16 protein-coding genes, 2 pseudogenes and 1 riboswitch are annotated in these 12793 nt (G+C 63.5%); of the genes and pseudogenes, 12 read left to right on the forward strand and 6 right to left on the reverse strand.

Features of this window, described 5'->3' with window-relative positions:
- From BRX43_RS21080 to BRX43_RS18725, 3 genes and pseudogenes are all read left to right on the forward strand, one after another.
- Positions 1-108: pseudogene (locus BRX43_RS21080) on the forward strand (IS5/IS1182 family transposase); the annotation flags it as partial.
- Between the two features lie 142 nt (positions 109-250).
- Entirely contained in the window at positions 251-1219 is a 969-nt protein-coding gene (locus tag BRX43_RS18720) for a ferritin-like domain-containing protein (RefSeq protein ID WP_125996588.1), read from the forward strand.
- A gap of 27 nt (positions 1220-1246) precedes the next feature.
- Positions 1247-2257, forward strand: a complete 1011-nt coding sequence (locus BRX43_RS18725; protein WP_125996589.1) for a ferritin-like domain-containing protein — start codon at positions 1247-1249, stop codon at positions 2255-2257.
- A 153-nt stretch (positions 2258-2410) separates the two neighbouring features.
- Here BRX43_RS18725 and BRX43_RS18730 read toward each other — a convergent pair whose 3' ends face one another.
- Positions 2411-2710 carry a transcriptional regulator gene (locus BRX43_RS18730; protein WP_125996590.1) on the reverse strand — a complete coding sequence of 100 codons (300 nt, stop codon included), beginning with the start codon at positions 2708-2710 and terminating at the stop codon, positions 2411-2413.
- A 130-nt stretch (positions 2711-2840) separates the two neighbouring features.
- Positions 2841-3077, reverse strand: a complete 237-nt coding sequence (locus tag BRX43_RS18735; protein WP_241215070.1) for a type II toxin-antitoxin system RelE/ParE family toxin — start codon at positions 3075-3077, stop codon at positions 2841-2843.
- 109 nt (positions 3078-3186) lie between these two features.
- On the opposite strand from BRX43_RS18735, the gene BRX43_RS18740 reads away from it, so the two are divergent.
- Positions 3187-3399 carry a hypothetical protein gene (locus BRX43_RS18740; protein WP_125996591.1) on the forward strand — a complete coding sequence of 71 codons (213 nt, stop codon included), beginning with the start codon at positions 3187-3189 and terminating at the stop codon, positions 3397-3399.
- Positions 3377-3757 (forward strand): annotated as a pseudogene (locus BRX43_RS21085) (IS481 family transposase); the annotation flags it as partial. The gene BRX43_RS18740 and the pseudogene BRX43_RS21085, both read left to right, overlap by 23 nt.
- Positions 3758-3883: 126 nt before the next feature.
- On the opposite strand, the gene BRX43_RS18750 reads toward BRX43_RS21085, so the two are convergent.
- Complete coding sequence (locus BRX43_RS18750; RefSeq protein WP_206433284.1) at positions 3884-4618, reverse strand: SDR family oxidoreductase; 735 nt, start codon at positions 4616-4618, stop codon at positions 3884-3886.
- A gap of 128 nt (positions 4619-4746) precedes the next feature.
- Between BRX43_RS18750 and BRX43_RS18755 the strand changes: the two genes are divergently transcribed.
- Complete coding sequence (locus tag BRX43_RS18755) at positions 4747-5058, forward strand: helix-turn-helix domain-containing protein (protein WP_125996593.1); 312 nt, start codon at positions 4747-4749, stop codon at positions 5056-5058.
- A gap of 275 nt (positions 5059-5333) precedes the next feature.
- Here BRX43_RS18755 and BRX43_RS18760 read toward each other — a convergent pair whose 3' ends face one another.
- Positions 5334-5615 (reverse strand): DUF427 domain-containing protein, encoded by a 282-nt coding sequence (locus tag BRX43_RS18760; RefSeq protein WP_125996599.1) that lies wholly within the window; start codon positions 5613-5615, stop codon positions 5334-5336.
- A gap of 235 nt (positions 5616-5850) precedes the next feature.
- Here BRX43_RS18760 and BRX43_RS18765 point away from each other — a divergent pair, with 235 nt between their 5' ends.
- A complete protein-coding gene (locus tag BRX43_RS18765) occupies positions 5851-6501 on the forward strand; it encodes a UPF0149 family protein (protein WP_277600174.1) in 651 nt (216 codons plus the stop codon).
- A 101-nt stretch (positions 6502-6602) separates the two neighbouring features.
- Here the strand turns inward: BRX43_RS18765 and BRX43_RS18770 are convergent, their stop codons facing one another.
- Positions 6603-7001 carry a VOC family protein gene (locus tag BRX43_RS18770; RefSeq protein WP_125996595.1) on the reverse strand — a complete coding sequence of 133 codons (399 nt, stop codon included), beginning with the start codon at positions 6999-7001 and terminating at the stop codon, positions 6603-6605.
- Positions 7002-7226: 225 nt separating this feature from the next.
- Between BRX43_RS18770 and BRX43_RS18775 the strand changes: the two genes are divergently transcribed.
- The 3 genes from BRX43_RS18775 (at position 7227) to BRX43_RS18785 (ending at position 9938) form a co-directional block, all read left to right on the forward strand.
- Positions 7227-7442, forward strand: coding sequence for a hypothetical protein (locus tag BRX43_RS18775; RefSeq protein WP_241215072.1), 216 nt, complete (start codon positions 7227-7229; stop codon positions 7440-7442).
- 106 nt (positions 7443-7548) lie between these two features.
- A riboswitch (cobalamin riboswitch) is annotated at positions 7549-7773 on the forward strand.
- A 123-nt stretch (positions 7774-7896) separates the two neighbouring features.
- The gene (locus tag BRX43_RS18780) at positions 7897-8880 is read left to right on the forward strand and encodes a putative oxygenase MesX (RefSeq protein ID WP_125996596.1); all 984 of its coding nucleotides are present in this window, start codon (positions 7897-7899) and stop codon (positions 8878-8880) included.
- 29 nt (positions 8881-8909) lie between these two features.
- Positions 8910-9938, forward strand: coding sequence for a methionine synthase (locus tag BRX43_RS18785; RefSeq protein ID WP_125996597.1), 1029 nt, complete (start codon positions 8910-8912; stop codon positions 9936-9938).
- Positions 9939-10148: 210 nt separating this feature from the next.
- On the opposite strand, the gene BRX43_RS18790 is transcribed toward BRX43_RS18785, so the two are convergent.
- Positions 10149-11312, reverse strand: a complete 1164-nt coding sequence (locus tag BRX43_RS18790; RefSeq protein ID WP_125996598.1) for an acyltransferase — start codon at positions 11310-11312, stop codon at positions 10149-10151.
- Here BRX43_RS18790 and BRX43_RS21210 point away from each other — a divergent pair.
- Both BRX43_RS21210 and BRX43_RS18795 read left to right on the forward strand, forming a co-directional pair.
- On the forward strand, positions 11275-11400 hold the full coding sequence (locus tag BRX43_RS21210; RefSeq protein ID WP_277600175.1) for a hypothetical protein: 126 nt from the start codon (positions 11275-11277) through the stop codon (positions 11398-11400). The genes BRX43_RS18790 and BRX43_RS21210 overlap by 38 nt on opposite strands.
- Positions 11401-11479: 79 nt before the next feature.
- Positions 11480-12793: beta-xylosidase (locus BRX43_RS18795; RefSeq protein WP_241215073.1), on the forward strand; the 1314-nt coding region annotated here is incomplete at its 3' end.

A 12793-nucleotide genomic window follows, 5' to 3' on the forward strand; every position in this document is an offset into this window, starting at 1 on the left:
AACGCCTTCTGCCGTCTCAAGGACTTCCCCCGTGTCGCCACTCGCTACGACAAACTCGCCACCAACTTCCTCTCAGGCGTCGCCATCGCCACCGCCTTGGCATTCTGACTGTGATTGAGTCTCGGCCTTACCAAATAATCTATATTTCCTTTTTGCGTTGCGCCAAATCAGTGATGTTTGTTGACATAATATCTTGGAACATCGTTATAAAACAATGGTTTAAGCCTTCCTGTTAAACAGGGAGCCGGGCATGGCGAATACGTCAATAGGCATGGACACGCTTGAAGTTAGCGTCGAGCGTCAACAAGGGCGCCGCGCTTTTTTCAGGGCTGCTTTGGGAGCAGCGGCAGTCGGATCAGGCGCTTTCCTGGTCAGTCAGGCTGCCCAGGCGCAGACTCTGTCCGAGTTCGACGTGCTGAATTTTGCGCTCAACCTCGAGTATCTTGAGGCCAATTTCTATTACTACGCGGTTTATGGTCAAGCCATTCCCGTGTCCGCCACGGGCGGCACCGGCAACGCCGGCGCGGCAACGGGCGGTAAGCAGGTAACCTTCTCTGACCGCATCATAGCCGAGATGGCGCGTGAGATTGCCGAGGATGAACTCAATCACGTGCTCTTCCTGCGTCGTCAGCTTGGTGACCGCGCCGTCGCTCAGCCGACGATCGACTTGTCAGTGTCGTCGACCAGCGCTTTCAGCAAAGCCGCTCAGGCCGCGACGCTGATCCCGACTACGGCATCGTTCGATCCTTATGCCTCAGACCTCAACTTCCTCTACGGGGCGTTCCTGTTCGAGGACGTTGGGGTCACCGCGTACAAGGGATCGTCGGCGCTGATCACCACACCCGCCTATATCGACGCGGCTGCCGGCATTCTGGCGGCGGAAGCCTATCATGCCGGGATGATCCGCACGACTATCGACCAGATGGGATCGATGCCGGGCCTGAAGGCCTCGACCGTGCGGGGCGATACGGAGCTGGTATCGACCGCCCGCGATTCGCTGGATGGTCCCAGCGACCTTGACCAGGGCGTCGCTTATGTGACCTCGAACGCAGGCGACACGTCGAACATCGCGCCGACCGATACGAACGGTCTCGCGTTCAGCCGGTCGGCCGGTCAGGTGCTCAACATCGTCTACCTGACCAATGCAGAGGCCACCGCGGGTGGCTTTTTCCCCGCAGGCGTCAACGGCGCCATCCGCAGCAGCATCAACAACGCCTGATCCGACGGCGGACAAGGGGAAAATCCCATGATCGATCGTGAAACGCTCCTGGAAGTGTTCGACATCGCAGCTCAGCGCCGTGCCGAACGGCGCCGCTTCATGAAGATTGCCGGTACCGCACTGGCGGCGACCGCCGGTTCGACGATGCTCGCCGCCTGCGGCGATGATGATGACGACTATCAGCCGGCGCCGGTGCCAACAGCCACTCCGACGCCATCAGTATCGCTACCGGCAGGCGACATCGATGTGCTCAACTTCGCACTCAACCTCGAATATCTCGAGGCCAACTATTATACTTTTGCGGCTTTCGGGTCGGGTTTGAACGACGCATTTACTGACGGGACTGGCGCTCGAGGTGCCGTAATCGGCGGGCGGCGCGTGCCGTTTGCAGATGCAAGCGTGGCCGCCTATGCGCGGGAGATCGCAGCGGACGAGAACGCGCATGTCAGCTTCCTGCGGCAGCAACTCGGCAGCGCGGCCGTTGCGCAGCCAGCCATCAACATTGATGGCGGTGCAACGGGTGCGTTTACCGCAGCCGCCCGCGCAGCTGGGGTGGTTGATGCGAACGGCACTTTCGACCCCTATGCCTCCGACGAAAATTGGCTGTTGGGTGGCATGCTGCTCACCGACGTCGGCGTTACCGCCTATAAGGGGTCGGCCTCGAAGATCGCGAACAAGGTGATCCTGGAGGCTGCTGCAGGCATTCTGGCGGTCGAGGCCTATCACTCCGGCCTGATCCGCACGCTGCTGTACCGCAAGGGGCTGGCGCTGCCGGTTCTGCGGACCAACGCCGACAAGATTTCCGACGCTCGCGATACACTCGACAACAGCAGCGATGATGACCAAGGTATCAGCCCTGTCACGATCAATGGCGGACTGGCTTCCAACATCGTCCCGACAGATGGCGACGGCATTGTGTTCGGTCGCACCCCGGGTGACGTCCTGAACATTGCCTACCTCAACGCCGGTGCGGTCACGAGCGGGGGTTTCTTCCCGGCTGGTCTCAACGGCAACGTACGTGGATCAAGCGCCGGATAACCGGCGGGCGACAAGGACGGGCTCAGGTAACCCTCGAGAACGTTTCAGCGGTAGCGATACGGGGTACGGCTGGGGTATTTTTGTCCCCGCCGTGCCCTTTCAACGAGGGCAAATGATAGGTGCGGCGGAGGGTGCCTCGGTCGCGGCCGGCCGTCACCCTATCGCTTCGGCCGGCACCCTCGCGATGATCCGCTCGACGCCGTGTGGATCGACGGCGATCATCTTGAGCAGGACGGTACTGCCGCTGTCCGGCGTACTGCGGCCCTGCTCCCAATCCCGTACCGAGCCGATTGGCAAATGGTAGGTGGCGGCAAAGGCGGCCTGGGTCTTTCTGGTTGCGGCGCGAATTGCCTTCACGTCGACTGTGGCCCGACGGCCGCGGCTCATGTCGCCCTCGGCATAGGCGATGGCATCCTCTAGTCCGGCTGCGATCTTGTCGAATGCGCTCTTCATCGTTCGCTCCTTTGGGTTCGTTGGCCCCATCGTCACCGGATCAGAGTGTCGGTGAGGCGCTTGGTCAGGTCCGCCAGTGCATTGCGCTCAGCCTTCGTCAGGGCGGCCTTCTCGCCCTTGCCGAAGACGGTTAGCAGGAAGGCAGGAAGGTCGGTGCCGGCGTGTAGGTGATGACCCGGTAGCCGCCGGACTTGCCTTTGCCTGGCTTCGCAACTCGCAGCTTCCGCGCGCCGCCACATCCCGGCATGATTTCTCCGGCCAGAGGATTGGCGGCGATGACGTTGACCACGGTGGCCATCTCATCCGCCGTCATGCCTGCATCTTTCGCGGCAGCGATGTAGGCGTGGGTTTCGATGACCGCGTGCATGGCCATTCGTACGGCCAGCCCGTACAATGTGCAAGACGAAAGTACGGCTACCCCGTACCGTTCAAAGCGCCGGCGTTAGAGATGCCTATCTCAACCAGAGACCATGCCCATGACCGATATGCGGCCCTTTCCCGGTTACGCTCATGGCAAGACTGCGGCGCAGGCCAAGGATCGCGCCTACTTCGCCTTTGCGGATACAGATCGCGACGGTCACATATCACTTGCCGAGGCGGTTGTCGCCGCACGCAAGGACTTCGCTCTCCAGGACACGAACCACGCGTCAAGCTTCGCCCGCGACGCTGAGCCGGGAACTGGGGATTAACCCGAAAACGGTGGCGAATTGGCGCAAGCGGGCGACGGCGGAGGATAAGAAGACCGGGCCGATACCCTCATTCGACGAACCTGACGGAAGCCTGGGAGTCGATGGTTGTGGCGTTCCGGCGCCACACGCTGCCGACGCTCGACCACTGCCTCCATGCCCTGCAGCCATCGATCCCGCACCCGACACGGTCAGCGCTACATCAATGCTTCCGGCGGCATGGCATCTCACGGCTACCAGAGATCGACGGCCACAAGCCGAAGCGGCAGCGCTTGAAGCGCTACCCCATAGGTTTCTTCAAATGGACATCGCTGAGGTGCGGACCGCCGAAGGCAAGCTCTACCTGTTCGTCGGCATCGACCACATCAGGAAGTTCGGCGTCACCCAGCCGGTCGACAAGGCTGATCAACCATATGCCGGGACTACACACTTCGTCGCCCGAGCGCCAACGGCCCCTCCCACGGATGGGAAGGGCCGCACCCGCGACTTACGCCGTCGCACCGCCATCGATGTTGAGCGTGGTGCCGGTGATGTAGCTCGCATCGGGACCGGCAAGGAAGGCGACCGCACCCGCGATCTCATCCACCGTGCCGTAGCGGCCAAGCGGGATCGCTTGCAGCACCTGTCCCGCAAATTCGCTGTCGGCGGGATTCATGTCGGTGTCGATCGGTCCCGGCTGCACGGTGTTGACCAGGATGTTGCGCGGGGCAAGATCCTTGGCCCAGCCGCGCGCCAGCGCCGCCACCGCGGCCTTGGTCGCGCTGTAGACGGTGGTCGCGGGAAAGGCCATCTCGCCGGAAATGCTGCCAATCAGGATGATCCGCCCGCCATCGCGAAGATGCGGCAGGGCCGCGCGGGTGCCGACATGCAGCCCCTTCACGTTGACGCCGAACTGGCGGTCATAGGTCTCGTCGGTATCCTCGGCGATCACAGAGAATTCCGCCACGCCGGCATTGTGGACCAGGATATCGATGCCGCCCAGGGCGGCGGCGGCCTGTTCAACGCCAGCGCGTTGCGACGCCGGGTCGGCGGCATCGGCCTGGAAGGCGAAGGCAGTGCCGCCTGCGCTCTCGATTGCCGCCACGGTCGCGTCGGCCGCCGCCTTGTTGCCGGCATAGGTGATCGCCACCGCCGCGCCATTGGCCGCAAGTCGCTTGGCGATGGCCGAGCCGATGCCACGCGATCCGCCCGTGACGAGCGCTGTCTTGCCCTTGACTGACATGTGCATTCTCCAAATCCGGCCCGCGATCACGACGTCGTACGCTGTCGGCAGAGGCAAGATGGGACGACGGTACAATAGTTCAATATTCCCGAACTATTAAATCTGCGATCATGCCTTATATCGATTCCATGGCCCGCTTCACCCATCCCCGGCTGGAAGACGTTCCGCTCGATCTGGCATTGCATGCGCTGGCCGACCCCAACCGGCTGGGCATGGTCGCGCGGCTCGCTGCGACCGAGCGGCTGAGCTGCACCGATGCTGCCCCGTGCGAGACGATTCCGAAAAGCACGCTGTCGAACCACCTCAAGCTGCTGCGCGCAGCGGGGCTGATCGAGACGATGCAGGCCGGGCGCGAAATGATCAACACGCTGCGCCGGGCCGAATTCGACGAGCGCTTTCCCGGCCTGCTTAACGCGGTGCTCGCCAACCGGCGCCCCTGATCATCGACCGAGGGCGTCGAGTTCCGCGACGGCATCCGGGGGCAGCCCCGGCCATGCCGCGGCAGGGTCGTCGTGCCGATGCGCCACCGACGAGATACCCGGAATCAACCGAATACTGGACGAACCCGGGCGCCGGTGCCGCCGGACGGGTGGCGATGGCGACATCGTCGAGCGCTCGCGCTCCTGCACGCAATGCCGACTGCGAACGCAATGTGCGCCCGAACGGCTACCGAATGCTACGCTCCGTCACCGACCGGATGCTTGCACGACCCGGCTCAGCTCACGGTGACACCTTTCCAAAAGGCTATATGCCCGCGAATGGCCTCCGCTTCGGCTTTGGGATCGGGATAATACCAGGCGGCATCCGCATTGTCGGCGCCCGCGACGTGCAGGCTGTAATAATGCGCCGTTCCCTTCCAGGGGCAGACGGTCGTCGTGCCACTCGGCCGCAGGACGGCGGCATCCACACTGTCCACCGGGAAATAGTGGTTGCCCTCGACGATGACCGTCTCGTCGCTATGGGCAATGCGGGCACCGTTCCACCGAGCTTCGACCATCATATCTCTCCTGACACTGATGGAGATCGGCATTGGGTCTGGGTCCGTCAAGGTCGCGGTCGGCCGACGATCGACCACTGTCAAACCCGAACGATCCTGTTAACAGGCTCGTCATGCGGGAAACCCATATGAAGCGCCTCATCGACGGCACCGATATCATCACAACCGATCCGACGCCGCTATGGGTGATGGAGGAGCCTGAAATGCACGAACGGGACCTTCGCCTGTGAGAAAAATGCCCTCCCGGTTCCGACGTCTCGATGGGGCATTGGCGGACCTTCCAGTCGAAGAGCCGATGCTGCTCACCGAGCTCGACGGCTTCCTCACCGGGCTGATCGTCTGTCCGGAAGCGATCCCGGTGGACGCGTGGATGACGGTCATATGGGGCGTCGAGATCGATGGCGTCCCACCGTTCGAGGACCCGCTCGACGTCCAATGGTTCGTCAGGGCGGTGACGGCGCGACGCGACGAGATCGCGCGCGATCTGTCCCGCGGCAAGTTGCAGCCGATCCTCGACATCGACGAGCGGGATGGCGACGTTCTATGGGAATTCTGGATCGACGGCTTTTCCGATGCGATCGCATTGCGTCCGGATGCATGGGAGGCGGCGGCCGCTGATAGCGAATGGGCCGATCCATGGCGCCGCCTGCTGGCGCTGATCGCGATCGCCCGCGACGAAAGCGATCTCGACAGCGTGGAGATCAACGCGTTCCAGGACCGTGCGGTGGCCGAACTGACGAACACGATCCAGCGCCTCCATGCGGCCCGCGCTCATAGACGCGAGACGACGGCGAATGCCATGGAGACAGTCGCGCCGACCAAGACCGGCCGCAACGATCCCTGCCCCTGCGGGTCGGGAAAGAAGCGCAAGCATTGCTGCGCCTGACCTGCCGGGCCCTAGGGGGCGATGTCTTCCGTGGTTGGTCGCACCGGATCGATCAGGTGCTGCCCGCCCGCAACCGGGACGAGCAGCACGGTTAGGCCCGCTTATTTGGGAAAATGGATCCCGCAAAGCTTGTTGCCGTCGGGATCGCGAACATAGGCGAGTTCGATCGTGCCCATGGACGCCGTGTTGCGCGGCCCCGGCGGTGCTTCGATCGACGTGCCGCCATTGGCGACCGCGACATCGTGAAACTGCTTCACCTGCTCCGGCGAGGTGCATGCAAAGGCGACGGTGCTGCCGTTCGCGACGGTTGCCGGCTCGTCGTTGATCGGCTGGCTGACGATGAAGTTGGTCCCGTTGTCGTTCCGGTAGATCAGTCGGGTATGACCGCTGTCGGCGGTGTTCCGCATCGCCTCCCCCACGCCGAGGGTGCCCAGCACCGTGTCGTAGAAGCGCTTCGATCGCTCAATGTCGTTCGAGCCAACCATCGTGTGAAACAGCACGCTATTCTCTCCTGCTTAAGGCATTATCCGGAACGAACGGAAGCGGGGTCCGGGCCATCGGATCGGTGCAGGCGGCCCACAGGCTGAAGCGGATATCGGCCAAGACCGATTGTTGGACCGGGATTTTGCCTTGTCAGGGACCATGGGGCGGGCCACCCTCGCCTCCCAATGACGACATCCCCCATTTCCGAAGACTATGCCCGCGGACGACGCGACGGACTGCGCATGGCGCTATCGATCCTCGAAGCGGAGGAGGCCAAATGGGAAGCCCGGCTGGGCGAGAGTTCGTCCTGGCGGACGAACGCGATACGGGTCATCCGCCACAAGGCCTATCAGGTCGCGCGCAAACGCGTGCAGACGGCGCTTCATCGGCTGCAGCCGAAATCGGAAGCCGCGTTGCCGAGCGAAGTCGCACAGAGGATCGACCAGGCCGGCTTGTAGGTGCACGCGCCATATCTTGCGCCAGACGGCATCCAGGCACCGGACATCACGTCATCAAGATATAAGGATATCTTTATATCGCGATTGACAATGCCCCGGCGTTGGTGTTGGAACGCGGCGTCGAGGTTCCCCATCCCAGGCATGGCGATGGGGCTAAGACGGGAAGCCGGTGGTGTCCTTAACGGACAGAGTCCGGCGCTGCCCCCGCAACTGTAAGCGGCGAGCGGCGGCTCCAATTCGTGTCACTGGGTTCCCGCAAGGAGCCCGGGAAGGCCGGAGCCACCGCGTTGACCCGCAAGCCAGGAGACCTGCCTTTCGACGCCATAACGTTCCTCGGACGGGGGTTCCTCCGGTGGATCGCGCTCGACGCGACGGTCCGTGACGTTCCGCCATCCGGGCCCGTCCCTGCCTTGCGCGCTCTCGCCTGACCTCCGCCCGCAAAGCCAGGTGAGTCATGACGAATAGCGGGTTCACATTCACGATCAGCAGCATCCCGTTCAACGAGGACTATCGTCCGGCCGACAGCACGCGCATCACCACCAACTTCGCCAATCTCGCCCGAGGCGACAACCGGCAGGAAAATCTGCGCAACACGCTGATGATGATCGATCGCCGCTTCAACGCGCTGATGCACTGGGACAATCCCATCGGTGATCGCTACACGATCGAATTGAAGATCGTCTCCGCCGCGCTGACCATTGGCGATGGTGACGCCGACGAAGCGCTTCCCCTGATCGAGATCCTGCACACCAGCATCGTCGATCGACGCAGCGACGAGCGGACCGATGGCATCGTCGGCAACAACTTCTCCTCCTACATCCGCGACTACGACTTCAACATCGTTCTCCCGGACCATCTGAAGACCGGAGGTGGCGAGGTGCCGGACGATTTCGGCGATCTCCACGGCGCTCTGTTCAAGCGCTTCCTCGCCTCAAGCGCCTATCGCGACCATTTCCGGAAGGCTCCGGTCATCTGCCTGAGCGTGTCGAGCAAGGCGATCTACCACCGGACGGCAAACGTCCATCCTATCCTCGGCGTCGAGTATCGGAACGACGATACCTCCCCGACCGACCGGTACTTCGCGAAGATGGGCATGAAAGTGCGTTACTTCATGCCGCCGCACGGCGTCGCGCCCCTGGCCTTCTATCATATCGGCGATCTGGTCAGCGACTATGCCAATCTCGAACTCGCCGCCACGATCGCGACGATGGAGACGTTCCAGAAAATCTACCGCCCCGAAATCTACAACGCCAACTCCGTGGCGGCGGAGCAGTACCGGCCGAGCCTGACATATCAGGACTATTCGCTGACCCGCATCGTCTACGATCGCGAGGAGCGAAGCCGGCTCGCCGTCGAGCAAGGCAAGCTGGCCGAGGCGCATATCATCGCGCCGCATGGGGCCGCCCTTCGACGCTGGTCCGCGACCTGCGGCCTCTGATCCCACCCAAACGACAGGTATACTCCATCATGACGACATTGTTGCCGACGACGACGGCGGGCAGCCTGCCCAAGCCCTCCTGGCTCGCTCAACCCGAGACCCTGTGGTCGCCGTGGAAGCTGGAGGGTGAGGAGCTGATTGCGGGCAAGCAGGACGCGCTGCGCCTGGCGGTCGACGATCAGCGCCAGGCGGGCATCGATATCCTGGGAGACGGCGAGCAGACCCGCCAGCACTTCGTCACGACATTCATCGAGCATCTGGACGGCGTCGACTTCGAGAGGCGCGAGACGGTGCGTATCCGCAACCGTTACGACGCCAGCGTGCCGACGGTCACCGGGGCCGTGTCGCGGCCCCGCTCGGTCTTCGTCGACGATGCCCGGTTCCTGCGCGCGCAGACCACCCAGTCGATCAAATGGACCCTGCCGGGGCCGATGACGATGATCGATACCCTCTACGACGCGCATTATCGGAGCCGCGAGAAGCTGGCCTGGGAATTCGCCCGCATCCTCAACGAGGAGGCCCGCGAACTGGAGGCTGCGGGCGTCGACATCATCCAATTCGACGAACCCGCCTTCAACGTGTTCTTCGACGAGGCGAATGACTGGGGTATCGCCACCCTGGAACGCGCCGCCGAGGGCCTGACGGCCGAGACCGCCGTCCACATCTGCTATGGCTATGGGATCAAGGCCAATACCGACTGGAAGAAGACGCTCGGTTCCGAATGGCGGCAATATGAGGAAACCTTCCCCAACCTCCAGAAATCGAAGATCGATATCATCTCGCTCGAATGCCAGAATTCGCGGGTGCCGATGGACCTGATCGAGCTCATCCGCGGCAAGAAGGTGATGGTCGGCGCGATCGACGTCGCCACCGATAGCATCGAGACGCCGGAACAGGTCGCCGACACCCTGCGCAACGCCCTGCGCTTCGTCGATGCGGACAAGCTCTACCCGGCGACGAATTGCGGCATGGCGCCTTTGACCCGCAAGGTCGCGACCGGCAAGTTGAGGGCGCTGGGTGCGGGCGCCGCGATCGTCAGGCGGGAGATCACGGCCTGACCCGCGCAGTCGGGGTATGCGCGGCGATCGCCAGCGTCTGATATCCCCCGGCTCCGACCCCGACCCGCTTCCTCGTCTTCGCCATCATCGGGCCAATGCCGGGGAAGCGGCTGACGGGTCATCCTTCGCAGGCCGTACGACCCACAAGCCCATTCCAGACCGACGCCCCGTCGCCGCCCAAGCGCATCACGGCCTATCGATGCCCGATCGTCATCGGGACGGCGCGTCCGCCGACCGCCGGAGGAAGCGCGCGGCAAGCCCGCGACGCACGGGCTCGTCGTACAGCTTCAGGCTCGCATAGGCGATCAGGACGGCGACGATCACCAGCAGGACGCCCACGGGCGCGCCGATATGGGGCGGCACCTTCTGGTCCACGACCCAGGCCGTGTAGAGGTAGATCAGGGGATAGTGGGTGATGTACAAAGGGAAGGACAGGTCACCGAAGAATCGGGCCACGCGCAGGCTTTTGCCAGCGGCCAGTTTCTGCCCGGCGCCGATCGCGACGATCAGCGGGAACAGCAACAGCACGCAGGCCGCGTCGTACAGGCCATTGCGCCAATCATGCGGCGTGTCGCCCATACGCGGCAGCGCCAAGGCCAGGATGAGCAGGACGCCGCTCAGGGCGAAGGCGTGCCGAACGCGCAACCGCTTGCCCGATCGCATCAGCAGCATACCGGCTAGAAACGGATAGCATAGGCGCGCCAGTCCGATATGGACGCCAGCCGCGTCGAGCGCCCAGCCGCCGATCAGGTCGCGTCGTTCGCCCCGCAGCGCGACGTCGAGCAACAGCCCGGCCGCCAGCACCAGCAACAGGGCGAGGCCGCGACGCGAAAGCCTGCGCAGCACCAGCGCATAGGCTATATTGGCGACATATTCGTAGAAGAGCGACCACGCCGGACCGTTCAGCGGATGAATCTCATCCCAGCCGCGAATATCCAACGCCTTCGGCAACGGTAGCAGCGTACAGCCGAGCAGCATCACCAGCAGCATCCGCCAGACCGGCGTCTCGGCAATGCGTGGAAACAGGCCCCCCGCCTGGAGATAGAAAAGCGCGCCACCGAACACGCTGCCCAGCACCACCATCGGCTGCAACCGGATCAATCGCCGCTTGTAGAACTCCCACTGCCCCATGCGAGACCAGCGATCATCATAGGCATAGGCGATCACGAAGCCGGACAGCAGGAAGAAGAAATCGACGGCGAGATAGCCGTGATTGATGATCTGCCTAGTGGGGTCCGCATCCGAATAGGCTTCGAATACGTGGAAGATGACCACCATCAGCGCGGCTATGCCACGTAAGCCATCCAGGATTTCGAAATGACTTTTGCCGGGTGCGATGGCCGTCGTCGATGTCGCCTTTGAAGATGAGATCATGCCGCTCCTCTACCTGCTTGCCCTGGAACCGGTGCCGGCTTGTCGGGGGTCGTCCTGCCATGACGCGCCCGTCATCGACAAGTCATAAGGCTGCGGATATCAAGGACATGGGTCGCCCATCGAACGGCGAGATCGCGTTATGCGGCACGGAACCGAATGGAGGGGCGATGCGGAAGCGACTGATGGTGATCGGTCCGGTAGCCATGGCGCTTGCCGGTCCGCTGGCGGCAGGTCCGACGCCGGGCCAGGACCCGTTTCCCGTGACCATCCAGGTCGATGCGAGCCGAACCGGCCCGCCGGTCCAGCCGCAATGGCGCTTCTTCGGCGCGGACGAGCCGAACTATGCGACGATGAAGGACGGGCGGACCACCCTCGCCACGCTGGGCTCGCTCGCCCCCGACCGCGTCTATTTCCGGACGCACAATCTCCTCACCTCCGGGGATGGCACGCCCGCGTTGAAATGGGGTTCGACCGGCATCTATTCGGAGGATGCCGGAGGTCGGCCGCACTATGACTGGTCGATCGTCGACCGCATCTTCGACACCTATCGCGCCCGCCGGGTGAAGCCCTATGTCGAGCTGGGCTTCATGCCGGAAGCCATGTCGACCCGGCCGATCCCGTACCAGCATGACTGGCGACCCGGCAGCGGCGAACTTCGCACCGGCTGGGCCTATCCGCCCCGCGACTATGCGCGGTGGGAGGAACTGATCTTCCAATGGGTCCGGCACTGCGTCGACCGCTACGGCCGCGACGACGTCGCAAGCTGGTATTTCGAGACATGGAACGAGGCCAACCTGCCCCAATATTATTGGGGGGGCACGCGAGAGGAGTTCTTCCGGCTGCACGACGCCGCCATGCGCGGTGTGCGGCGGGCGCTACCGAACGCGCGGGTCGGCGGGCCCGACAGCGCCGGGGCGGGCGACGATTTCCTGCAAGCCTTCATGGCCCATGCGAAGGCCGCGGGCACGCCGACGGATTTCCTGTCCTTCCATGCCAAGGGTCAACCGGAGGTCGTGCGAACCGGCGCGACCAGCCATGTCCGCATGGGCATCGACACGCATCTCCGCGCGGCGGATCACCAATTCGCCGCCATCGCCGGCGATCCCGCCTTCCGCACCAAGCCGATCATCATCGGCGAGTCCGATCCGGAAGGTTGCGCCGCCTGCCAGGGGCCGGCCAATGCCTATCGCAACGGCACGATGTATTCGAGCTACACCGCCGCCGTCTTCCCCCGGCTCCGCGACCTCGCCGAAAGGCGCGGCCTGACGCTGGAGGGCGTCCTGTCCTGGGCCTTCGAGTTCGAGGATCAGGCGCCCTTTGCGGGTTTCCGCCAGCTGACCTCGAACGGCATCAATCTGCCGGTCATGAACATGTTCAAGCTCTTCGCCAAAATGACCGGACGGCGCGTGGCGGCGATCTCGGACCATCAGGTCGCCTTGGACGACATGCTGCGGGGCGGTGTGCGCGGCCCGGCGGATGTC

Origin of the sequence: Sphingomonas sp. S-NIH.Pt15_0812, from assembly GCF_003951315.1 — a bacterium.
Lineage (GTDB): Bacteria > Pseudomonadota > Alphaproteobacteria > Sphingomonadales > Sphingomonadaceae > Sphingomonas.